The organism is Pseudomonas atacamensis, from assembly GCF_017167965.1.
In the GTDB taxonomy this organism is placed as follows: Bacteria; Pseudomonadota; Gammaproteobacteria; order Pseudomonadales; family Pseudomonadaceae; genus Aquipseudomonas; species Aquipseudomonas atacamensis.
This window is the reverse complement of the sequence record NZ_CP070504.1, coordinates 44,909-62,932: the sequence shown is the minus strand read 5'-3', so window position 1 is coordinate 62,932 and position 18,024 is coordinate 44,909. Positions and strand designations below refer to the sequence as shown.

Sequence of the window (18,024 nt, the reverse complement as noted above, 5' to 3'; positions counted from 1 at the left end):
GCCTTCTCCAGCACCTTGGTGGCCAGAGCGCCAGCCTCAGCCGGTGACGAACCACTGGGCGCCCTCTTCGGTGCCGGCACTGCTTTAGGCTTGTACGCCACACCGCCCAGCGCTCTCGCTGTCATTTCCGGCGGTAACTGCGCCAGATGTTGTTCACTGATCCATCGTTTAGCCATGCCGCCATTCTCCCTACAAAAAAGGCACCGCTTGGGTGCCTGTTTCCATGCTTTGGCGCTTACAGACCCGCCGCAGCGGCGCGCTCGGTTTCTTCGCGCCGGTATTGCTCGGCCGCGGCGATATCGTCAGCGGTGACGGTGTACGGTTCTGCTCCGGACACGGTGAAGAACGACACCGGACACCGCCGATCGGCCCACGCCCTGATCGGCTCCAGCAGCGCTTCCAGTTCCGCCAACGCTTCATCCGATACCGACGGAAAATCGTCTGCCCACTCGGAATAGTCGGAACACTGGGCTTGCTCGCCCATCGCCTCGATCATGTCTCCAGCGTCCGGCACGAACCTGCTGGCCGATGGCCGCTCGATGACACCACGGGCAATCACGGCGCCTACAGAGGTTTCCCCGTCGCTGAGGTATGCAGCCAGGCTGTCATCGATCCAGATTTCCGCGCCCACGCTACGGGCATAGGCGTATTCGATCTGAGCCGGCGCCAGCGGCGCGGTGGTTGATGGTTCGTGCATGCTGATTTCCTTGATTGCGTTCATGTTTTTGTATCCCCGTACATTCTCGGTCAAATTTAAATCGCGGCCGTGGCCATCTGTGCGTCACGAAAAACGTCCATCTGGGCGGCGCCATCAAGCCAAGCGCTTGCGATGCGAGCCTCTGCCATGGCCGCATACTCAGGGTTGAGTTCGCAGCTGATCGATCTACGCCCTTCTTGCATCGACACGACTGCAGTTGTGCCGGCACCGCCGAACGGATCTAACACCACACCCCCGCGCGGCGCGCCAGCTTGGATACAGGGGCGTATCAGGTCTGGCGGGAATGTGGCGAAGTGGGCGCCCTTGAAACTGTGCGTAGGCACCGTCCAGACGCTACGCTTATTGCGGGTGGCCACGTCCCATTCGCTCTCTGCTCGATCGGGCCGATGCGTGCCTTTACTCTGCCCGGGAATTGCTTGCTCACGCTTTGAGCCCACCCGCAGCAGGCTGTCTCGCCTAGATCGACCACCTACGGCCTTCATAGGCCCATTCGATTTGCCTGGCACGCGCTCACTTCCGGCTTGACCATCCACGTCCTGACTCCATCGGGCCAGACTGCTTTCAGCGGCGTCTTCACGGATGGCGTCCATATCGCAGTGGTACTTACGGGACTTGCTGAGCAGAAAAATGTATTCGTGAGCTTTGGTGCACCGATCACGCACGCTTTCAGGCATCGGATTTGGTTTGTGCCAGATAATGTCCTGGCGCAGATACCAGCCATCGTCCTGCAGGGCGAACGCCAAACGCCAAGGGATACCCATAAGGTCTTTTTGCTTTAGGCCCTCTGGCGGTGCCCGTCGGCGACCGCGCAGCACTGCGCCTCGGGTCGCCCTGGAAACCGTGTCGTGCTTGCCGGCAGATCCTTCCGGTGCGTATCCACCAGCGATCGATGCGTAGGTATCGCCCATGTTCACCCACAGCGTGCCGTCATCACGCAAAACCCGGCGGACTTCGCGGAAAACGCCGACCAGCCGAGACACGAACGCAGCAGGGGTGTCCTCTAGGCCTATCTGCCCTTCGACGCCGTAGTCACGCAGACCGAAGTAAGGTGGGCTTGTAATGCAGCAGTGAACAGATGCGCTCGGCATTTGCTGCAACAGCGCCAGGCAATCGCCGATCAGCACTTGATGCGTCGGTATCATTTGGGCACCACGCAAGTGGCGCTTTGTTGCCACGCCCACCAGGCGATCGAGATAAGCGGGTCGTAATAGCCCTCACCGTCACGCGCCAGGCATTCAACACGGATTTCGACCTCAAGGAATCCGGACTCCTTGAATCGCTCAATGATTGCGGCCTCAAACAGCTCGCGCATGCTCATGGTTTCACCAAACTGGCTGGTACTTCGATCGTGCCGCCGAGGTTGGCCAGCACCACCGCTCTGCAGGCAGCGACTCGCGTTGTTGGGCCCGTTGCGAACTCCCCATTGTGAGCGATCGCAAAGCACTGCTTACCCTCGGGGATTGCGTCCCAACCAGCTACAGGCTCACCGCAGTCGCCCATGCGCTTGATATGGGTATCCATCAGGCGACCGGCCTGACTCCAACTGGTGGACGGCTGATAACGGCTCTCGACATGGCCGTGACTGTCGACGTGGTGCACCCGCCCACCGTCGAGGATCTGCACGCGATCACCCACTACCTGAGCCACAGCCCAGTCCAGCGCTGCACCTTGAAGCTCAGCGGTCTCGACAACAATCGTTACGGTAGTGGCCTGAGTCATTGCGCCACCGCCTCGGCAGGAGCCTTTTGGGCCATGATCTGCCGTGCAGCATGGCGAACCCGGTACAAGCGGCGCAGGACGCTATCCGTAGCCTTGCGCAGGTTCCACTCCCATGTATCGCTGACGTTCAGCAGCTCTTCACGTTCATTCAACCATTCGTGCGCCGCGGATGAGTTGCTGCCCTCCTCAAACGCCCACGCCTCACGCAGCGCCACGCACAATGCTGCCAGTTCGTCGTCACCCGCCTGCTCTACCAGCCACGCTTCGATATCCTTGCCTCGCCCGGGGCAGGGAAATTTCGCCATCCATTCCGGTGCGTTCTCACGCGTTGACGACACCAGGTCACAAATGGCGTCCTCGACGTGCCCGATGAATGCCGATCGGTCGAAATCTGTCTGCTTACTGGTGCTTTCGAGCTTGCCGTAGATGTAACCGCCATCGTCGCCGGCGAGGAACTTCATTCCGTAGGCTGCGCCCACGCGGAACGTCAGCGAGCCGATATCGCCAAACACCGCAATGCCGTAGCGCGTAATGGCGATATCGAAAGCCAAGTTTGAAGTCTTCGGCTGCTGACAGCGCCAGACCTCCACGCCATTCGCGCGCACCAGCTCGGTGTAGACGTGGTTCTTGAGCCATTCAGCGGTTTCGGCCGTCAGCTTGTCGTGTTTGTCCTGGTTCATTGCGTTGCTCCGTGCACGGCTTCTGGCCGCTTCTGCTTGAGTAGGTTGGTATCGGTGGGAACTGGCGTGGTGCCGGCGAAGGCCGTCTGGCCAGCGCTCCAGTAGCCCGCTCCGGGCTCGTTTTCGGCGGGTTCTTGTTCGTGCCACGTCCAAGGGCCGGACGGGCTGTGTGTGAGCCACTGCGCCCACGCAGGGGCGTCCTTCCACTTAGGGAGCGGCTTGGTAGTGGATTTGGCTTTAACGGCTCTCTTGGGCGCGGCAGGCTTGCCGGGCGCCAGCTTCTTCACCGCCGGCAGACCCAGTTCTTTGCGCTCGGCTGTCTCCCGGGCACGTAGCCCCAGCTCGAACACCTTGCTGATAGTGCTGCTCCCCATCCCATCGCCGGGGAACACGCCACGCGCGCAGTGCGGACAGCAAGGGACGGTGTTTTGCTTGCGCCATTCGGACTCGAGTCTTTTGGCTGCTGTGAGGTGCAGCAGTGCGCCCTGGTGTTCTTTGACCTCAGCCAGCTGCCGATCGAGCTTGCGTGTCTGCTCTTGCCAGTGGTCGGCGAGCATGCTCAACGCCCAGTACGGGGACACTTGCTGTTTACAGTCCTTACAAGTAACGATTTCGCCAATCGGTTCCATCTGCAAGCGTGGGTGCTTGCACGCTTCGCGGGTTCTCGAAAGACTCGTTGAAAGCCTTGCAAGCCGCAGATCACCTATCTGAATCACATTTTCCATGTCGGCCATATCCTGATAATCCTGACGCCACGATAGTGCTGGCCAGGACTATATCACCGCCTAAAAACACGGAACATCAAAATATTGTATTTCTGTTGTGTTGCGCCCAAAGAAAACCCCGCCGAAGCGGGGTCACTGACCGTTACAAGTCGTCGTAATGGTCACGCAGCCAAATAAAGGCGCGGTAAGCCTGGACGCCTCGCAGCGCAGCACAAAGGCCAAGCCACAAAAGACGAGCACAATTGAAGGGGCGCATAAGCGGCTTCCTCAAAAGAAGCCTGACTACCGCCACCCCTACCGGGCAAGGTGGCGGCTACTGAAAGGTGTCGACGCTTTCAGCGAGCCAGGTGTTTATCAGCCCTTCCGTTCCCGGCACGTTTTCCAGACGTGGCGAAGGGGCCGGGGCCTTGCAAGGCCCTTGCCTTACGTAATACCCCAAAACCAGTGCCTGAAAAAAGCACTTTGACGAATTTTTCAAGTTTATTTATCAGATAGACGGAAAGCCCTTGACGCGACCGCTTAGCAGTGTTTGTTTGCCGCGCCAAAAAATCTGGGTTCGGGGTCTAGGTGGCACTATCCGACTGATTTCGCCGCAATTCCGCATAACTTAGGCACAAATTCGGATTGCGAAACAAGAGGGGAAACCACCAGATATCAGGGTTACTAACGGAAATTGCTCTTACATCTAGTGTTGCGTGGACTATTGCGCAAAGACGAATACGTAATTTATGATCGAATTGTCGACGCTTTCAGCGAAGCCGCAAACCGAACCTCCAATTTGGTCTGCACAAATCAACCGCCACTCCAACGGCGGTTTTTTTGTGCCTGTTATTCGGCCAATTCAGATTGGCGCAATTGGGAAGCTGAATCGAACGCCAGATAAAGCCCCTCCACCGCCGACGTATTCAGCGCTCGAACCGTTTCGATACCCAACCCAAAACCTTCCGCCCGATCGGCAGCGCGCAGCGTTTCGTCCAGCGTGCGTGCGTGGCTGATCGCGTCGAGCAGCTTGAGGGCTTGAGTGTGGACAGATGCCGGCAGATTCAGCGCAGCGATGGTGTCAGCTGGGGACGTGTTCATGGGGGCAGTCTCCGGGCGCTGGGGGCCCATTTTGGCGGGGATTGAAAATAATTCGAAAAAAAGTCGATTTTTACGTCAGTTCGGAAGGTGACGGCACTAAATACAAGACAACCAGAGAAATCGAAATGTCTTTAAAACAAAAATTCAACCGTACCCGTCGTCACATCCGTCGTCACGCCTGGATCCTCACCGTCCTCGGCTTCGCCTTCATGTCCCCTGTCTACTGGGCCAAGGCCACTCAATTCGTCCACTACCTGGTCGGGTTCTTTTGAACCCCTCCCGGGGTGCGCCCTTCCCTGGGCGCCTGCGCTCAATATTCGCCGGGCGGCCAGTCCTTGGGCTTCTGCTGACGCGAACGCCACGCCATCCACACCATGAACACCAGCGTCATGCAGGCGGCCGCCTTGAGGAAAATCAGGTCATCAGTCATAGCTTTGCTCCATGTCCGGCTCTTTGTCGGCCGGTTACATACAGCTTGCCGATGGAGCCAAACACGGCGCAACAGCCACTGCGAAAAAATCCACCAGACAGGGGAATCACTCTGAATAGGGTTCGTCCGGCTCCGCGCCGAAGCCCGCCAGCCGGCTTTGACGCCGCTCCTCAATGTCTTCACGGTAAAGCTGGGCGCCGTCGATGCTGATCACCTGTTCATCGTGCAGCGCGTCGACATAGCCGGTGGCATAAGCGGCTGCAAAACGAACTTTCAGCGGATCGGCAGCCTGATCGATGGCATCCAGGGCGGCGCTGATTCGGTTACGCGTCTTCTCGGCGGGTTTCATAGGTGAACTCCTCAAATGCACCGAGGGCCGGTGGCGAATCACATCGCTCCGGCCCTCGGTTTAACGTGGTCATCTGCTACGCGGCGTTCCGCCTTACAGCTTTTCCAGCGATTCGGCAGCTGCACGGATAATGCTCTGCAGCTCTTCGGCGTCGGCCGGACTGATGGTCACGCTCCAGAACACATCGTTGCCGTGTTCGTAGGTGATGCGCACCGTCTCAAGGTGGCCAGCGACCACCCGCGGTTCGAACCGCAGCTGCTTGGTATGAGCGCGCACGCTGCACAGGGTATGCAGGAAATCGATTTGCAGCTGACCGGTAGGGAAAACGGAAAACGTCGCGTCGGCCTGGTCTTTGCCGATGATCCGGTAGGTGCGCTCGGTGTTGATGCTCATAACAGCTTCCTTGAGTGTTGCGGGTTGGTTTATGACGCAGCGATCGGCATCGAGGCCGATCAGCGATCGTTCAGGGATTCGATCATGTGGCTGTGCGCAGCGTCCGCCAGCTCCAGCAGCTCACGCGCTTCCTCAGCGCTTATCAGCCCCTCGGTTTTCATCATCCGGACGCCTTGGCGCAACTCAGCGTGCCAAGCGTCGTAACTGCCGCGCACGATCGTGCCGCTCAGCGTTTCGTGCCATTCAGCCAGTCGCTGGGCTTTTTCATCCATTTCGCTCATAGGGCCTCAGTAACAGACGTGGGTGATGCGACCGATCATTTCGGCCTGCTCGATGCTAAGCCCTTTTTCAATCATTTCGGCATAGCTCAGGTTGGAAAGCAGCGTGTGCAGCGCCGTGGCCTCTTCGGAAGGCAGGCGCATAACGATGTCTTCGCTTTCATCGGCCAATGGCAGAATGATTCTTTCGGCCATGCTCAGCTCCTTTCAATGGAGAACCGGCGCAGGAATGCCGCCGAGGTTCTGCGCCAGCAGCTCGACGCTTTGGAGGGTCTGTTTGACCTCCTCCATCACTCGCGCCCTGACAGCGATTGCGTCAGCTCCCGGTTCGATCGGTACCAGCTCAAGGGCGGCCAACGACGTTTCCAGCGATGCTTTGATTTTCGCCAGATCCTTGCGCGCCTCTTCGAGGCCGTCGTCGATCATGCCGCTCTCACTTCATTCAGCAATTCAGGGTGACGATCGAGCAGCTTGAGCAACAGCACCAGCGCGATCGGTGGCTTTACCTTCCCCGTTTCATACCGAGAGAACGCATTGGTGCCCCCGCCGAAGATTTCAGCGGCTTGGCGCTGATCGAGCGCCAGCTTCTTGCGCACGCTGGTGATGAACAGCGGATCTACCACGGCCGCGTTGACCGTCTTGTTGAAAGCCAGCATTGCCGCGCTTACACGGTTCGACTCAGCAACACCCAGAATCGATTCCCCGCACGCAGAGCAAAACTCGCCGTGCACGGCCGGGATAACGGTCGATTCGTTTTTGTAGGTGTACGGCAGGTCGCGGGTGTCTGTCACCAGCTCCGCGCCCCCACAGATTGGACATTTCATGTCATTGCTCCTTGAACGAGACGATCAACGCGTCATCGGTCACAGTGAGTTTCAGATAGACCCGGCGACCATCGCCCAGCTTCGGACGGTAGACGTCTTGCCAAGTGGTGTGGTCGGCGTAGGTGGTCATGCTCTTGTAGAAGTCGGCAGGCTTGAGCAGCATTACGATGCCGACCATCCCTTCAAAGTCGAAACCCAACGCAGCAGCGCCAGCGAGCGCGGTTGTGGTCGATTTCACTTTGCCCGCACCAATCAAGGCTTTGACGGCGGACAGCTTGCAGTGTGGGGTTCTTTTTTCCATGGGAGGAATATTAACCTACTTGGTTATTATTTGGCAAGTAGGTTAATTGATTAAGGCGAGGGAGTGGTTTCATCGCGCGGATTCGTAATCTGGGCCGCGCCCTAGCATACTGGATATATGTACAGCCTGAAGCCACTCGCCATGTCCAAGGAACTACCGCCCTTCACACCGCACACTCAGGCCGAGTTGCGCGAACTCTGGGCCATACACACTGATCCCGATGTACGGCGCCTGGTGCTTGAGGTTGTCCGGTACCGAAAAGTGCTTGAAGAGGTGGATCAGCTCTACAGAACCACCCACCAGGCCTGGCGCGATACGAATGGCGGCAATCTCGCTGCCCTTCACCTGCTCCAGAAGCTGCTCCATGCTGAGCGCGACCGTCTGGGCTGATGCGGGGCACAGCGGTATTAGAACGACTCAGCGGCCGCGTGCTGGTAGCTGATGTTCGGCAGCTCAAAGCGCACCACCAGGCTTGACGACTGTTTGTCGCTGACCAGCCGCACCGCCGCACGCCTCACGTCCTCCGGTGACGCCTGCATGATTGCGCCGACGTCGGCAAAGCCAACAGTCTCCGGCACTTCGAGGTAGGTATAGGTCAGGTCGCCACTGGCGAGCGCCGCGCTTTCAAACGCAGTGAACTGTTTCACGTAGTCGTCTTGGGTTGCCGTGTTGCGCAGCGTCACCATGTCGATAAATGACTTTTCGTTCTCCATTGAAATGATGTTGAACGACTTGGCCAGCGCGTCGGATACCTTCGGGTAAAGGCTCTGTTTGTACGGGGCCACAAGCGCCACCGTGTCCAGCTTGTCTTCCCGGAAGAACAGCACCGCGGTGAACTTCTCCCCGACAAAATTGAAGTTGTCGGTGCAGCGCCCTTTCTGTTCACTGTTCGAGCAGTCGTAATAGCCAGCCGATCGCGTGTATTTATCAATGGGCGTGCCGTAGGCGTAATCCTTGAACAGGCTCACGGCAGCGGAGGCGTTTGGTACGCCGGCAATAAGGCCAAAGCCAGCAGTAAACGCTAAGGCAATCAACTTTTTGGACATCAAGGGGCCGCTCTCTTTCGGTTAGTTTCCATACATCGCTGCACGATACTATGAAAGAGATTTAGCGGCTCCTATCTGGTGGCCCTACACGTTAACTTCGTGGGGCGCGGGGATGTCCTTCTGCAGAAGCTCGATCGTAGACGGGTGTGCGTACCAGGCGCCGGCAATGGCAATGATCACCGGCCCCGTCTCGATCTTGAAGCGCTGGCCACGTCGCCACATCACTCGATGCGCCCACTTGCGCTCTTGCCGGTGACGCTCTTGTCGCTCGGGAATACAGGCGTCTGCGTAGATCCTAACGCCTGGCGGAATGGGCCCGTTAAACACCATGTTCAGCCTCCAGTTCCTCAATGCGCGCCACCAGCTCGGGCACAGCGGCTGCACACATCAGAAACGCGCTGACCTTGCGACTGTTACCGCTTATCTCGATCCCTTTCGCATCCTGTACCAGCGCACCCACCGCCTTGATATGGCTCAATGGCTCATCGGCATAGGTTCGCTCCCGCAGACCATCACCAAGCAATTCGGGCACTTCACAAGCCAAATCGCCCTCAGCGACGGTTTTCGCTCCCACAGCCGACGCGATGCCCAGCAATGCTTCGACGTTCCGGATTACTTCCTCCAGGGGTGGGCGTTTGAAGTCTCGGCCAACCGGGCAAGGCAGCTCCACGCAATCAACCTGGTCATAAGGCGCGTTGCTACCGCCGCAGTGCGGGCAAGTCTCTTTTGGGTACAAATTGGCTCTGATGCCGGCGAAATACTCAGCCACGGCCTGCTCTGGCGCTTTAACCGTGTGTTCAGCCGATCGGGCAAGTGCGCGCTCAAGCACCAGCTCCAGTTCATCAGGCGGTATGGACGTCGAAACGACACACTCGTAGTCATGCTCAACGGTGGGCGCGGCGCCCACCATCGAATCCCACAAGGCAATCGCACGCCTGCAGACCACATCGCGATCCACGGCGCCCACGGATACGGCATCGAGCATTTCCGGCGTGGGCTTGACTGGCACCACCTTCCACTCGGGCGTCGCGGGCTCTCGGAGCGCGTAATACAGGTGGCGAGCGCAATGCTTTACGTCTGCCGGCACCTCAACCATACAGCCAAGGGTTTCGCACGTTTTGTTACTGCTCATTTGTCATACCCTCACTCATCATCCAATCCAACGCGGCGCGAAGCGTGTCGAAGGTCTGGCCGTCGCTCAGGTCATCGTCTGCCGGCGGCAAGAACCACTTGTTGAGTGCATCGTCGTAATACGGCACCAAACCGAATTCATGCTTGTTCTGACGCTCGTACAGATCCAGCCGCTCAGTATCCGAGTGCACGACCTCTTTCGAATGCCGGAGATACACCGCGGCCGCCCTGTGCCAGCCAATCGTAGCGGGATCCTGACCATCCAAAAGGCGCCACGCCTCGCGCACCAGCTGCTCGGCAAGGTGAAGGCGAGCGGCTATTAAATCTTGCGCAAGTTGTTCGCATTGCGTAAGCGGCATAACTGGCGCAACTGATGTATTTGGCACAAGTTGTAGAACTTGTGCAGGTGGCTTGTTCTCGTTGTTCATGGGAGCCCCAACCCGGGCAGCGCCCGGGAAGTCAGTCAGATTGAAGTTATGCCGCGAGGCGCTGGTAAAGCTCGATAATGTCGGCGGCGTTGGCCGCTACCAGTGCCTCGGCTTCGTCCGGACAGACGCTGTTGCCGATCAGTCGCACCTGGTCGACCTTTTTGATATCGCGCCACTCCTCGGCGCCAGTGACTGGATCGACGAATAGGCCGCGGTCAATGATGTAATCCTTGTCGAAGCCCTGAGCGGCTTTCAGCTCTGGCGGCTGCAGCATGCGCAACGTGATATCGATCAGCACGTAGCCGCCAACCAACACCATTTCGGCGGGGTCTTTGAAGTGTTCAGGCAGATATTCGTGCATGAATGCGGCGCAGCGGCGAGCGCCTTCCATCTGCTCAGGCGTCAGTGTGTCCGGCACCTGGACGGCCTCAACAACCGCTACGCGATCTTTTGTCGGCAACGCCGGCATAGGCTCTGTCAGCGACACACCGCCCTTGACAGACCCGTAGTACTTCACCAGGTAGGCGTTAACCAGCCTTTGATTCGAACCTGACTGGCAAATAGTCGATATCGGATCGTGGGCCGATCGGCCATCACCCTTGTAGAAGCCCCCGTTAGCCTGCTCAAAAAACGCTGTCGATATCGCGTGGTGGCCAGTGCTGGTAGCGACCACCCCAAGCGGATCCGTCATGTCAGCGCCCACGGAGCCTTTGCGTAGGGTGACCATGTTGGCGGCAGCCATCGCGAAGTGCCCGCCCTTCACCTGGGCGACCTGGGTGCGCAACGGTTCCTGCACGCTGAAGTTGCGCTGTGACGAACCGTTTGCACATTCGGTAAGGAACGGCGCCGCCACTGGCTGAACAAGCGCGTGATGCGTTCCGCCCGCACTGATCGTTGACACCGGCTCGTCGACGCCGTGAGTGCTGGTATGGCTGTCTGAGGTTCCACGCATTGGCACAATGAACGGCTTGACGCTGGTCAGGACATGACGCCAAAGCCCCTTGGCCACCCGGCGCATGGTGTTCTGGGCCATCGGCCTCTCACGGAAGATCGTGCGGCCGACGTTGTTCCAGTCGATGCACTCAGCTGCTGTACGCCACGGATGCTGTTTGGCGGTTGGAATCTTGTGGCGCTTCGGCGCTGGCCAGACGATCGGTTTCCCATCGCAACGCGCTACCAGGTACAGCCGTTTACGGATGGTCGGTGTGCCAGCGTTGGCGGCGATACGCTCACGCCATTCGACGTTGTATCCCAAGCCACGCACCAGCGCCGCCATAGGCACGAACTCACCAATGGCGTGCATGATTTCCGGCATATCTGGGTGGTCGGCTGGCAGTCCTGTGCTGATCGCCGCAATGAACGCTTTGAAAGTGCGGCCACGCTCGGCCTTGATCGGCTGCCCTTCTTCGCAGATCGGGCCCCAATCGCAGAATTCTTCGACGTTCTCCAGGAAGAGCAGGCGCGATTTCGTGACGAACAGCCAGCGGATGACGACCCAAGCCAGACCGCGCACGCCCCGATCGCGCGGCGCGCCGCCCTTCGCCTTGCTGTGATGCCGGCAGTCGGGAGACGCCCAGATAATCGCCACCGGTTGGCCGCCGGTCGCCAGCAACGGATCGACTTCATAGACGTCGGCCACGTAATGCGCGGTTTCGGGATGGTTGGCACGGTGCACCGCAAGGGCGATCGGGTTGTGGTTTACCGCCACGTCCGGCTCCCGATACGCCCGGGATATGCCTTTGCTCGCGCCGCCGCCACCAGCAAACAGGTCGACTACCAGCTCTTTTTCAAAAGGCAGCCCCATGCTGGGCTGACAGTTCGCTAAATCAGGGAATTTCTGTTGTACAGACATTGGAAATCCTTGCCGGGAATTATTCAGTGAGGGTGTTTCGTTTAGCCGTCGTAGCAGCCGCATGGCAGCGGCATATCGGGTTGCCGCAGGGTGAACGTGCTGGGATCTTCGGCCTCTTCGACCAGGGCGATAAAGTCCCCCCAATTCAGCCGGCGGCCCAGACCGTTTACGGTGTCGAGCTTGGCGTTCTTCTCGATCGCCAGCGCTCGCTGGAGCAGTTCAGGGTGCTTGTCGCGCAAATCCAGAATTTCGGGCTTGGTGCTGGACGGGCAGAAGAAACACGACGACTTGCCCGGTTGGGGTAGGCCGGCGGCCCTGATCGCCTGTACGCACTCCTCGCGCCCCCACTCCCATTCGAGGAGCGGGTAGCGGTTCTCATACTTCGCGCTCTCGAATGTTTTCACCCGGTGCGGTTCGTCCATGTCGTAACCGATGATCTTGGTTACCTTCCGGCCGCTGGCCCACGCTTCGAGTGCGATCGGCCAGTTGTTCAGCCACTTGTCTTGCGGCTCCACCTTGAAACGCTGGGAGCAGGTTTTGAAGCCGTAGGCGATGCTGGGCAGGCTGCCGAGGCGCAGCAGGCTTTCTTCCAGCGTTTCAGGGCGCCCGCCCTTCTTGACGATGGTGATGGCCGGGTATCCGTTGCTCACCAGCCAAGCCGAGAACAATTCGACGTTGGCGTAAGTCTCTGGCCGTTCGCCGCCGGTGTCCGCGAACAGGATCGCGTCCACCGGCTCGCCACGTTGAACCATGCCGATCAAATAGGCGTTGGAGTTGGTGCCGCCGCCGTAGCAGGCCACTACAGGGTTTCGATTCAAAGCGCCGGCCTCGATTCCACATACGCCGACGCTGCAGCAGCTTGCGCCCGCAGCCAAAGCAGCCAGTCTTCTTGGGTACGGGCATTGGCGTATTCGTCCAGCTCGTTGCCATCGGCGTCGACGGCGTTACCGAACGGGCCGGGGTGGTCTGACTCGAAATCAATGCGCCGATCGCACAGCTCGCGCTTCCGTCTCGGCGGATTGGCGGGCAGCGCTTCATCGTTCCAGGCGACTACCAGCCCTTCCATGGTGAACGCGCTGGCTTCACGGCCGCATTCAGGGCATTTGAGCGTGCAGAAGATCCCACGGGTGCCGTTCAGCTCCCCGGCGTGCCCGCACGGGCACGGCTTCAACTGGTCAGCCATCACGGCGACTCCTTTCGATCTGAATTCAGTTACGCGCCGGCCGATGCCCGCAGTGGGTTGGCCAGCTTTTGGAGGTATTCGATGGCCATCAGCACGGGGAACACGGCGAACAGCCCGCCGTCGCAGTGGCTGTCAGGCATCAGGCGCATGGAACAATCTTCGAGATAGCACCAGCCGCGGCCAGGCTCGAAGCCGTAGTAGCAAATCTCGCCCCATTGGCCGATCTTGAAGTGCGTGGCGTGGCGCGCGTCCTTAGACATGCGCTCAAGCTCCTCAAGGTGCTGAGGCCCCAGCTCACCCGGAAGCGCGCGGTTGTCGCCCACATGGATTGGCGGGAGCTTCTTGTCCATGTTCGCGCGCCAGCTCACCCACGTATGGCTCTTCACCGGGCCGCTTTCGTCACTCACGCGGTGGGCGTTCAGTACTTCGAGTGCGCGGTTTCTCGATCCCCGCGGGGTTCGGGCCGCTGCCTTTTTGGCGGGCGGCGTCTTTGGGCGTGCCACCAACTTGGGGTTTGGCGCCGCTTTTGAAGCCTTGACTGGCGTAGTCGGCTCCGCGCTTGGTGCTGGAGCGGCCTCAGACGACGTTTCCGGGGCTTCGGCAGCCTCGACAGCAATAGGCGGCACAGCGGCAACAGGAACGGCCGTCAGGGACTGCTGGCGAGGTTTCAACAGCTCGGCACGTTCAACCAGCTCAAACACCTGATCCACGCGCGCGCTCTCGCCCTGATCGGCGTACACGACTGCAGCGACAGTTCGGCGCCGCTCGGCCTGATCCTCTACCCATTGCACCAGCGCCAGACCGCGCGCCAGCAGCAGGTTGAGGTTGTTGTGGCCACACTGGCGCAGCAACGCGTCAACCTTCGCCTTGCTTTCGTCGCCCATGGTGAACAGCACTTCATGCCGGGTTGCCGGCTTTACTTGGGCGCTCATAGCTCACCCTTCCGCGGCCAGCGGTACGCCAAGAACTCACCAATGCGCCATTCCAAAGATTCGGCATAGACGTGACGGACGCGGGTGCCCACCAGCGGTTCGCACTCTTTCAGCAACTTCTCAGCGTTACGCAGACGCTCGCGCAGCTCAGCGATCACGGTGTTTTCGTCAGCTGGTGCTACTGGCGCCTGCTCGGCTTCGGGCGGGCGGCGAACAATGGCCGCCAGCAGGCGAATGGTTGCCGCACGATCGACGCCAGTGGCTTCGGGGTCGTCAGGGTGAAGGCGCACGAAATTAACCATGTCGTCGTGGCAGTTTTGAATCAGAACGCGCGGGAGTCGCAGATAGTCGTTCAAAGGTTGTTGTCCCGGTGTTGGTTTGACCGGGCAATTATCGACGCTGGGGGAAGGGCCTTCGGCGGCCGGTTTGCGGGTATCCATGGGTAAATCCTTACTCTCTGGCTGAGACTCGAGAGCATAATTACACAAAAGCGCTAATGCGTCATTAGCGCTTTTGTGTTTTGCGCGCCTTAAATTCTAGGGAGCGTTCGAGCCCTTGCATTTCGGGCAGTCACCGAAGCGTTGCGCCTCGGAGATAAAGGCCCCGCAATGATCGCAGCGCATGGATACGTGCCTGGCCTTCGGAGACTTGGCCAGCGTGACACCGGTACCCTTGAGCGCGGCCGTGATGTTTACCCGGCCGCTGGGCACAACCTTGCGCGCCAGCTGGTCGACGAAGGCCTTCGGGATCGCCCTCAAGCCATCCGAATGCTGAGACGACACGGAGACAGCCACGTCTAGCGGGAAAACCTTCGCATGGCTCAGGTCGGCAGTGTGTTCGCCGTCGCCGGCAAGCCAGATCAAATCATTGCCATTCCAGCGGCCGGAGACGCACAGATAGGCCTTGTCCTCGATCGCCAGCGCAGCCTGTACGTCATCAGGTTTGACGTACTGGCAATCAACCGCCAGTTCGTGACGCTCCACCAGGTACGCCAGCGGCCACGGCTTATCGGTTTCACGGAAGCTGTTGTGGTTGGCTGCCTCGCGCTTGGTGAAGCGGTGCGCGGCGTCCAGATTGGTCGTGTAGCCGGCGCCGCCGATCGCGTGAAACATCAAGCGATCACCAGTGTTACCGCGGGAGTCCTGCAGCACATATTCGTCAGTCACAGTACGCCCTCCCCGCCCAGCGCCAATTGCTGCTTGCCGCCAGTGGTTACGCCGTGGTGCAGCTCGACGTCATTGCCGGCCTTGGTACCCATTTCGATATCGATGTTGTTGGCTTTTTTCTTGGGCAGCTCTCGTTTCTTGCCCACGCCTTTGCCGTCGTTCAGCTGCAACATGAACTCTTCAATCAATTCGTTGTGCTTTGCTTCCGAACGCACCAATACGCTGGTGTCTCGCTCGTTCAGCGGTTGATCTGGCCGCGCCGGATCGTAACCAGGTGCGGCATTACCTTGAGGGGCGTCCGGAATAGGCGCGTCATCTGAAGCCGGTACCAGTGCCTGGAGCTTGTCGCGAACAGCGGTCACCCATGCCAGCGCGAAGTGATTGGCCCGCGTTTCTGGCGTGAAGCGGCCAAGCGCAATTTCGCCGGCCCTGATTCGCGCCATGTACGCCTGGCGATCAGTCGTCACCTTGAACCGCAATGTTTCGTAGGCGTAGCAGGCGACGTCCTGTGCGGGAGAAACGCCTACGAATGCAGCCTGGACACGCTTCTTTAGCGCGGTCTTACACCATGTCGACTTTTCCAGGACGATGCATTGGAAGGCCTTGGCCACCACGGCAGCCAGAAACACATCCCATGCTGGGCGCTTCGCCTGGATAATCTCGCTTTCGGTCTTGCCTACGTCGCTCAGGTGCACGTCCGATTCGGTCAGCCGATACTTGCGCATCATCGCCTGCGCCTGGCGCAACGCGGCCGCCGCTTCGTGTTCGTTCGCGCTCGATGACAGAGCGAGACAGTGTTTGATCTTGCGGGTTACCCGCTCCAGCTCCTGTTCAGTAAATTCAGACATGCGCGGCTCCTTGCGGCAGCAAATGGGTTGGGATTTCGAAGAAGCCGAGCTGGCCCTTGTACGGCAGGAACGGAATAGGTCGCGGATCGCGCAGAATGTAAGCCTTCTCGCCCATGTACCAGGGCGAGGTGCTGCTATCCACGCAGTCCACCAGCTCGACGGAGCCGACGATTCCGCCACGCTCAAGCTCATCGAATGGCGGCAGGGTGATTCCCTGAGGGCCGGCGATCCAGCTCGCCGCGTTGTATTCGGCGCGCGTCATGCCTTTGCTGGCGTGGATCAAGAACCGCCCGCGCAGCTTGGTGTTGCGGCTGCGATTCTCCACGTCTTTCCCGCCGTTCAGAATGAGCCATGCCCACGGCTGGCGAATGCTCAGTGCTTTCATTGGTTGAATCCATTACGGCGCCGGTTGATCGGCGTTTGGGGAAGGGACATCGCCTGTTCGAGGCTCATACCGGCACTCATTCGGCGGCGAATCGTTGAGGCGCTGACGCCGTGAGCTGAATAACGCGCCAGCTGCTCGATCGTTCCGCGATGCCCGTTGTAATCGTGGGAGTGTTTTTCACGGCGGCGTGCATGGACTCCTTTGAGGTGCACCATCAGCGCATCGCTACAATGTCCGCGGCGCGCTTCATGTGCCAATTTGGCGCCCAGAGACGCACCAGGTGCTGCCCACTCCAGCGGAGGCATCGCCTTGAGCATGGCGTAAAACGTTTCACGGCAAATGCCCAACGCCTCAAGCGTTTGAGTTCGCGACCAGTTACGCGCAGCGGCGTCACGAATGAACTTCTCCACATCGACCGTCATTGCTCTGCCTCCCGTGGCTGCACGCCACACATCCGTAGTGCTTTCTCCATGCTCCCGGTGCTGTGCACTCGGCGGCGCAGCAGCTCGCGCCCCAGACCGAACTGAGCGGCAAAGCCTACGATCGTTGATTTCATTCCGAAGGCCTCGCGCATGTGGCGCTCGCTAGACTTCCTTCCCCCGCGGGCGCCGTCTTTGCGATCGAGGTCGGTACGATCGATCGCGCGTCTGGCTTGCCATTCACGGCAACGCACGCTTGTACCTGGTGCGGGCCATGCAACATCCGGTATCGCCGTCAGGATCTGCTCAAACTTCACGGAGCTGATGCCCAGCGCCTGGCGCGTCATCAGCTTCGACCAGCCTTTGCCGGCGACCTCGCGGATAAACTTTTCGACGTCGATGGTCATCGCGGCACCTTCACGCCCAGCAGCACATCGCTGACGACTTCCCAGAGCTGCGCTGGCGACCACTGGTACCGGTCGAACTCGGTATCAGGCTGAACGCCGTAGGTACAGGTGGAATGAGCGCCAGCCGGGTATTCGCCGCGCTTCGCCATGATCGTGGCCACACGGCCATCCCCGCCCGGAGTGGTGCCGTGGTATTCGTAGGCGATGGTGTTGTAATCGTTGCCGGCTTCCACCTTGAACTGACCGTCAAGCACTAAATTTGCCCGGCCGTCCGGAGTCCAGGGGCGGCCGCCGCAGGCCGTGCGCGCGCCTTCGTGCAGATACAGCATGTAGGCCCCTTCCTCGCACCGCTCCATTCTGAAACAGTGGTTGAGCTGAGTGCCGACGATCACCCGTGAAGTGAAGTTGAACCGGTGGTCGTGGATCGCCGAGTGGGCGAAGCAAGCCCGGCGCGGCAACTCAGGGTGCCAGACGTGCAGACGCTGATTGCCCTGCAGCTGAACCTGCACGAACCCCAAGCCGTGCAGGGTGATTCTGTCTGTCATCACGTCATCGATGAGCATGGCTCGACCTCCATTTCAACATCGTCGTGAATCCACTCGATATCGAGCAGGTCACATTTGTCGATCTGCCCTTCCCTGAGGTCGTTGCTTGCCCTCAATTGCGCAACGTCATCGTCGGTCGTGTACTTGATCACTTTGCGGAAGTTCACGACTGCTTTCCCGGTCAA

Annotated in this window: 32 protein-coding genes; 1 reads left to right on the top strand and 31 read right to left on the bottom strand. The window is 59.5% G+C overall.

Annotation, left to right across the window (positions count from 1 at the left end; all coding sequences use genetic code 11):
• Positions 1-235: 235 nt before the first annotated feature.
• The 7 genes from JWU58_RS27060 to JWU58_RS27030 form a co-directional block, all read right to left on the bottom strand.
• Complete coding sequence (locus tag JWU58_RS27060) at positions 236-697, bottom strand: hypothetical protein (RefSeq protein WP_206422302.1); 462 nt, start codon at positions 695-697, stop codon at positions 236-238.
• A 56-nt stretch (positions 698-753) separates the two neighbouring features.
• Positions 754-1,860 carry a DNA-methyltransferase gene (locus JWU58_RS27055; RefSeq protein ID WP_206422301.1) on the bottom strand — a complete coding sequence of 369 codons (1,107 nt, stop codon included), beginning with the start codon at positions 1,858-1,860 and terminating at the stop codon, positions 754-756.
• A complete protein-coding gene (locus JWU58_RS27050) occupies positions 1,857-2,036 on the bottom strand; it encodes a hypothetical protein (protein WP_206422300.1) in 180 nt (59 codons plus the stop codon). Before JWU58_RS27050 ends, JWU58_RS27055 begins: the two co-directional genes overlap by 4 nt.
• Positions 2,033-2,437, bottom strand: a complete 405-nt coding sequence (locus tag JWU58_RS27045; protein WP_206422299.1) for a phage protein NinX family protein — start codon at positions 2,435-2,437, stop codon at positions 2,033-2,035. The genes JWU58_RS27050 and JWU58_RS27045 overlap by 4 nt, the downstream gene beginning before the upstream one ends.
• Positions 2,434-3,117, bottom strand: a complete 684-nt coding sequence (locus JWU58_RS27040; RefSeq protein WP_206422298.1) for a hypothetical protein — start codon at positions 3,115-3,117, stop codon at positions 2,434-2,436. Before JWU58_RS27040 ends, JWU58_RS27045 begins: the two co-directional genes overlap by 4 nt.
• Positions 3,114-3,851, bottom strand: a complete 738-nt coding sequence (locus JWU58_RS27035) for a hypothetical protein (RefSeq protein WP_206422297.1) — start codon at positions 3,849-3,851, stop codon at positions 3,114-3,116. Before JWU58_RS27035 ends, JWU58_RS27040 begins: the two co-directional genes overlap by 4 nt.
• An 819-nt stretch (positions 3,852-4,670) precedes the next feature.
• Entirely contained in the window at positions 4,671-4,922 is a 252-nt protein-coding gene (locus JWU58_RS27030) for a hypothetical protein (RefSeq protein WP_206422296.1), read from the bottom strand.
• 125 nt (positions 4,923-5,047) lie between these two features.
• Here JWU58_RS27030 and JWU58_RS27025 point away from each other — a divergent pair, with 125 nt between their 5' ends.
• Positions 5,048-5,194: a hypothetical protein gene (locus JWU58_RS27025; RefSeq protein WP_206422295.1), complete on the top strand. Its 147-nt coding sequence runs from the start codon at positions 5,048-5,050 to the stop codon at positions 5,192-5,194.
• A gap of 264 nt (positions 5,195-5,458) precedes the next feature.
• Here the strand turns inward: JWU58_RS27025 and JWU58_RS27020 are convergent, their stop codons facing one another.
• The 24 genes from JWU58_RS27020 to JWU58_RS26905 form a co-directional block, all read right to left on the bottom strand.
• Positions 5,459-5,701: a hypothetical protein gene (locus JWU58_RS27020; protein WP_206422294.1), complete on the bottom strand. Its 243-nt coding sequence runs from the start codon at positions 5,699-5,701 to the stop codon at positions 5,459-5,461.
• Positions 5,702-5,794: 93 nt separating this feature from the next.
• A complete protein-coding gene (locus JWU58_RS27015) occupies positions 5,795-6,094 on the bottom strand; it encodes a hypothetical protein (protein ID WP_192096875.1) in 300 nt (99 codons plus the stop codon).
• Positions 6,095-6,153: 59 nt separating this feature from the next.
• The gene (locus tag JWU58_RS27010; protein WP_206422293.1) at positions 6,154-6,375 is read right to left on the bottom strand and encodes a hypothetical protein; all 222 of its coding nucleotides are present in this window, start codon (positions 6,373-6,375) and stop codon (positions 6,154-6,156) included.
• A 6-nt stretch (positions 6,376-6,381) separates the two neighbouring features.
• Positions 6,382-6,567, bottom strand: coding sequence for a hypothetical protein (locus tag JWU58_RS27005; protein ID WP_206422292.1), 186 nt, complete (start codon positions 6,565-6,567; stop codon positions 6,382-6,384).
• Between the two features lie 12 nt (positions 6,568-6,579).
• The gene (locus JWU58_RS27000) at positions 6,580-6,798 is read right to left on the bottom strand and encodes a hypothetical protein (RefSeq protein WP_206422291.1); all 219 of its coding nucleotides are present in this window, start codon (positions 6,796-6,798) and stop codon (positions 6,580-6,582) included.
• Positions 6,795-7,196: a type II toxin-antitoxin system MqsA family antitoxin gene (locus JWU58_RS26995; RefSeq protein ID WP_206422290.1), complete on the bottom strand. Its 402-nt coding sequence runs from the start codon at positions 7,194-7,196 to the stop codon at positions 6,795-6,797. Before JWU58_RS26995 ends, JWU58_RS27000 begins: the two co-directional genes overlap by 4 nt.
• Before the next feature lies 1 nt (position 7,197).
• Positions 7,198-7,497: a type II toxin-antitoxin system MqsR family toxin gene (locus JWU58_RS26990; protein WP_206422289.1), complete on the bottom strand. Its 300-nt coding sequence runs from the start codon at positions 7,495-7,497 to the stop codon at positions 7,198-7,200.
• 153 nt (positions 7,498-7,650) lie between these two features.
• Entirely contained in the window at positions 7,651-7,863 is a 213-nt protein-coding gene (locus JWU58_RS26985) for a hypothetical protein (RefSeq protein ID WP_206422288.1), read from the bottom strand.
• 41 nt (positions 7,864-7,904) lie between these two features.
• Positions 7,905-8,543: a hypothetical protein gene (locus JWU58_RS26980; RefSeq protein ID WP_206422287.1), complete on the bottom strand. Its 639-nt coding sequence runs from the start codon at positions 8,541-8,543 to the stop codon at positions 7,905-7,907.
• A gap of 84 nt (positions 8,544-8,627) precedes the next feature.
• Entirely contained in the window at positions 8,628-8,765 is a 138-nt protein-coding gene (locus tag JWU58_RS26975) for a hypothetical protein (RefSeq protein WP_206422286.1), read from the bottom strand.
• A gap of 97 nt (positions 8,766-8,862) precedes the next feature.
• Positions 8,863-9,675: a hypothetical protein gene (locus tag JWU58_RS26970; protein WP_206422285.1), complete on the bottom strand. Its 813-nt coding sequence runs from the start codon at positions 9,673-9,675 to the stop codon at positions 8,863-8,865.
• Positions 9,665-10,102 carry a hypothetical protein gene (locus JWU58_RS26965; protein WP_206422284.1) on the bottom strand — a complete coding sequence of 146 codons (438 nt, stop codon included), beginning with the start codon at positions 10,100-10,102 and terminating at the stop codon, positions 9,665-9,667. The genes JWU58_RS26970 and JWU58_RS26965 overlap by 11 nt, the downstream gene beginning before the upstream one ends.
• Before the next feature lie 46 nt (positions 10,103-10,148).
• The gene (locus tag JWU58_RS26960) at positions 10,149-11,954 is read right to left on the bottom strand and encodes a DNA cytosine methyltransferase (protein ID WP_206422283.1); all 1,806 of its coding nucleotides are present in this window, start codon (positions 11,952-11,954) and stop codon (positions 10,149-10,151) included.
• 41 nt (positions 11,955-11,995) lie between these two features.
• Positions 11,996-12,754, bottom strand: coding sequence for a hypothetical protein (locus JWU58_RS26955; RefSeq protein WP_206422282.1), 759 nt, complete (start codon positions 12,752-12,754; stop codon positions 11,996-11,998).
• Positions 12,755-12,768: 14 nt separating this feature from the next.
• Positions 12,769-13,137, bottom strand: a complete 369-nt coding sequence (locus tag JWU58_RS26950; RefSeq protein WP_206422281.1) for a hypothetical protein — start codon at positions 13,135-13,137, stop codon at positions 12,769-12,771.
• Positions 13,138-13,166: 29 nt separating this feature from the next.
• A complete protein-coding gene (locus JWU58_RS26945) occupies positions 13,167-14,069 on the bottom strand; it encodes a hypothetical protein (protein ID WP_206422280.1) in 903 nt (300 codons plus the stop codon).
• A complete protein-coding gene (locus JWU58_RS26940) occupies positions 14,066-14,509 on the bottom strand; it encodes a hypothetical protein (protein ID WP_206422279.1) in 444 nt (147 codons plus the stop codon). The genes JWU58_RS26945 and JWU58_RS26940 overlap by 4 nt, the downstream gene beginning before the upstream one ends.
• A gap of 96 nt (positions 14,510-14,605) precedes the next feature.
• Positions 14,606-15,235: a hypothetical protein gene (locus JWU58_RS26935; protein ID WP_206422278.1), complete on the bottom strand. Its 630-nt coding sequence runs from the start codon at positions 15,233-15,235 to the stop codon at positions 14,606-14,608.
• Positions 15,232-16,083: a DUF7168 domain-containing protein gene (locus JWU58_RS26930; protein WP_206422277.1), complete on the bottom strand. Its 852-nt coding sequence runs from the start codon at positions 16,081-16,083 to the stop codon at positions 15,232-15,234. Before JWU58_RS26930 ends, JWU58_RS26935 begins: the two co-directional genes overlap by 4 nt.
• On the bottom strand, positions 16,076-16,468 hold the full coding sequence (locus JWU58_RS26925) for an ASCH domain-containing protein (protein ID WP_206422276.1): 393 nt from the start codon (positions 16,466-16,468) through the stop codon (positions 16,076-16,078). Before JWU58_RS26925 ends, JWU58_RS26930 begins: the two co-directional genes overlap by 8 nt.
• Positions 16,465-16,890 carry a hypothetical protein gene (locus JWU58_RS26920; RefSeq protein WP_206422275.1) on the bottom strand — a complete coding sequence of 142 codons (426 nt, stop codon included), beginning with the start codon at positions 16,888-16,890 and terminating at the stop codon, positions 16,465-16,467. The genes JWU58_RS26925 and JWU58_RS26920 overlap by 4 nt, the downstream gene beginning before the upstream one ends.
• Entirely contained in the window at positions 16,887-17,294 is a 408-nt protein-coding gene (locus JWU58_RS26915; RefSeq protein WP_206422274.1) for a hypothetical protein, read from the bottom strand. The genes JWU58_RS26920 and JWU58_RS26915 overlap by 4 nt, the downstream gene beginning before the upstream one ends.
• Positions 17,291-17,857, bottom strand: a complete 567-nt coding sequence (locus JWU58_RS26910) for a hypothetical protein (RefSeq protein ID WP_206422273.1) — start codon at positions 17,855-17,857, stop codon at positions 17,291-17,293. The genes JWU58_RS26915 and JWU58_RS26910 overlap by 4 nt, the downstream gene beginning before the upstream one ends.
• Positions 17,839-18,006 carry a hypothetical protein gene (locus JWU58_RS26905; RefSeq protein ID WP_206422272.1) on the bottom strand — a complete coding sequence of 56 codons (168 nt, stop codon included), beginning with the start codon at positions 18,004-18,006 and terminating at the stop codon, positions 17,839-17,841. Before JWU58_RS26905 ends, JWU58_RS26910 begins: the two co-directional genes overlap by 19 nt.
• Between the last annotated feature and the right edge of the window lie 18 nt (positions 18,007-18,024).

Excerpts from the sequence above, each read along its gene's own strand:
- JWU58_RS27060 (WP_206422302.1), bottom strand. The coding sequence starts at position 697 with ATGCACGAACCATCAACCACCGCGCCGCTGGCGCCGGCTCAGATCGAA.
- JWU58_RS27055 (WP_206422301.1), bottom strand. The coding sequence starts at position 1,860 with ATGATACCGACGCATCAAGTGCTGATCGGCGATTGCCTGGCGCTGTTG.
- JWU58_RS27050 (WP_206422300.1), bottom strand. The coding sequence starts at position 2,036 with ATGAGCATGCGCGAGCTGTTTGAGGCCGCAATCATTGAGCGATTCAAG.
- JWU58_RS27045 (WP_206422299.1), bottom strand. The coding sequence starts at position 2,437 with ATGACTCAGGCCACTACCGTAACGATTGTTGTCGAGACCGCTGAGCTT.
- JWU58_RS27040 (WP_206422298.1), bottom strand. The coding sequence starts at position 3,117 with ATGAACCAGGACAAACACGACAAGCTGACGGCCGAAACCGCTGAATGG.
- JWU58_RS27035 (WP_206422297.1), bottom strand. The coding sequence starts at position 3,851 with ATGGCCGACATGGAAAATGTGATTCAGATAGGTGATCTGCGGCTTGCA.
- JWU58_RS27030 (WP_206422296.1), bottom strand. The coding sequence starts at position 4,922 with ATGAACACGTCCCCAGCTGACACCATCGCTGCGCTGAATCTGCCGGCA.
- JWU58_RS27025 (WP_206422295.1), top strand. The coding sequence starts at position 5,048 with ATGTCTTTAAAACAAAAATTCAACCGTACCCGTCGTCACATCCGTCGT.
- JWU58_RS27020 (WP_206422294.1), bottom strand. The coding sequence starts at position 5,701 with ATGAAACCCGCCGAGAAGACGCGTAACCGAATCAGCGCCGCCCTGGAT.
- JWU58_RS27015 (WP_192096875.1), bottom strand. The coding sequence starts at position 6,094 with ATGAGCATCAACACCGAGCGCACCTACCGGATCATCGGCAAAGACCAG.
- JWU58_RS27010 (WP_206422293.1), bottom strand. The coding sequence starts at position 6,375 with ATGAGCGAAATGGATGAAAAAGCCCAGCGACTGGCTGAATGGCACGAA.
- JWU58_RS27005 (WP_206422292.1), bottom strand. The coding sequence starts at position 6,567 with ATGGCCGAAAGAATCATTCTGCCATTGGCCGATGAAAGCGAAGACATC.
- JWU58_RS27000 (WP_206422291.1), bottom strand. The coding sequence starts at position 6,798 with ATGATCGACGACGGCCTCGAAGAGGCGCGCAAGGATCTGGCGAAAATC.
- JWU58_RS26995 (WP_206422290.1), bottom strand. The coding sequence starts at position 7,196 with ATGAAATGTCCAATCTGTGGGGGCGCGGAGCTGGTGACAGACACCCGC.
- JWU58_RS26990 (WP_206422289.1), bottom strand. The coding sequence starts at position 7,497 with ATGGAAAAAAGAACCCCACACTGCAAGCTGTCCGCCGTCAAAGCCTTG.
- JWU58_RS26985 (WP_206422288.1), bottom strand. The coding sequence starts at position 7,863 with ATGGAGCAGCTTCTGGAGCAGGTGAAGGGCAGCGAGATTGCCGCCATT.
- JWU58_RS26980 (WP_206422287.1), bottom strand. The coding sequence starts at position 8,543 with ATGTCCAAAAAGTTGATTGCCTTAGCGTTTACTGCTGGCTTTGGCCTT.
- JWU58_RS26975 (WP_206422286.1), bottom strand. The coding sequence starts at position 8,765 with ATGTGGCGACGTGGCCAGCGCTTCAAGATCGAGACGGGGCCGGTGATC.
- JWU58_RS26970 (WP_206422285.1), bottom strand. The coding sequence starts at position 9,675 with ATGAGCAGTAACAAAACGTGCGAAACCCTTGGCTGTATGGTTGAGGTG.
- JWU58_RS26965 (WP_206422284.1), bottom strand. The coding sequence starts at position 10,102 with ATGAACAACGAGAACAAGCCACCTGCACAAGTTCTACAACTTGTGCCA.
- JWU58_RS26960 (WP_206422283.1), bottom strand. The coding sequence starts at position 11,954 with ATGTCTGTACAACAGAAATTCCCTGATTTAGCGAACTGTCAGCCCAGC.
- JWU58_RS26950 (WP_206422281.1), bottom strand. The coding sequence starts at position 13,137 with ATGGCTGACCAGTTGAAGCCGTGCCCGTGCGGGCACGCCGGGGAGCTG.
- JWU58_RS26945 (WP_206422280.1), bottom strand. The coding sequence starts at position 14,069 with ATGAGCGCCCAAGTAAAGCCGGCAACCCGGCATGAAGTGCTGTTCACC.
- JWU58_RS26940 (WP_206422279.1), bottom strand. The coding sequence starts at position 14,509 with ATGGATACCCGCAAACCGGCCGCCGAAGGCCCTTCCCCCAGCGTCGAT.
- JWU58_RS26930 (WP_206422277.1), bottom strand. The coding sequence starts at position 16,083 with ATGTCTGAATTTACTGAACAGGAGCTGGAGCGGGTAACCCGCAAGATC.
- JWU58_RS26925 (WP_206422276.1), bottom strand. The coding sequence starts at position 16,468 with ATGAAAGCACTGAGCATTCGCCAGCCGTGGGCATGGCTCATTCTGAAC.
- JWU58_RS26920 (WP_206422275.1), bottom strand. The coding sequence starts at position 16,890 with ATGACGGTCGATGTGGAGAAGTTCATTCGTGACGCCGCTGCGCGTAAC.
- JWU58_RS26915 (WP_206422274.1), bottom strand. The coding sequence starts at position 17,294 with ATGACCATCGACGTCGAAAAGTTTATCCGCGAGGTCGCCGGCAAAGGC.
- JWU58_RS26910 (WP_206422273.1), bottom strand. The coding sequence starts at position 17,857 with ATGCTCATCGATGACGTGATGACAGACAGAATCACCCTGCACGGCTTG.